The organism is Cupriavidus sp. SIMBA_020 (assembly GCF_046535395.1).
Classification (GTDB): Bacteria; Pseudomonadota; Gammaproteobacteria; order Burkholderiales; family Burkholderiaceae; genus Cupriavidus; species Cupriavidus campinensis.
Genome location: NZ_JAWRWU010001394.1, coordinates 1 through 245 on the forward strand (window position 1 = coordinate 1; position 245 = coordinate 245).

A 245-nucleotide genomic window follows, 5' to 3' on the forward strand; every position below is an offset into this window, starting at 1 on the left:
GAGGGGCGCTGATCCACGCGTGGTCCACGCCCAGAATCGGGTCGATCGGCTCGCCGTTGCCGCCCTCCGCGCGCAACGAATAGGCGCGGAAGTGGCTGCTCAGATTCATCGGTCGCAGGCGGGATATCACCGGAGAGACGACAACAGGTTTCGCTCGCGCCGACGCCGTCACACCGCGCTCGTCGAGCAAGTCGCCTGGCCGGCCATCGGCCGGGGGTCGAATCGTATCGGGGGTAATTGATTGG

General features: G+C 66.5%; 1 pseudogene. It reads right to left on the bottom strand.

Annotated elements, in window-relative coordinates:
* A pseudogene (locus SB751_RS34095) lies at positions 1 to 190 on the bottom strand (hypothetical protein); the annotation flags it as partial.
* Positions 191 to 245 lie beyond the last annotated feature (55 nt).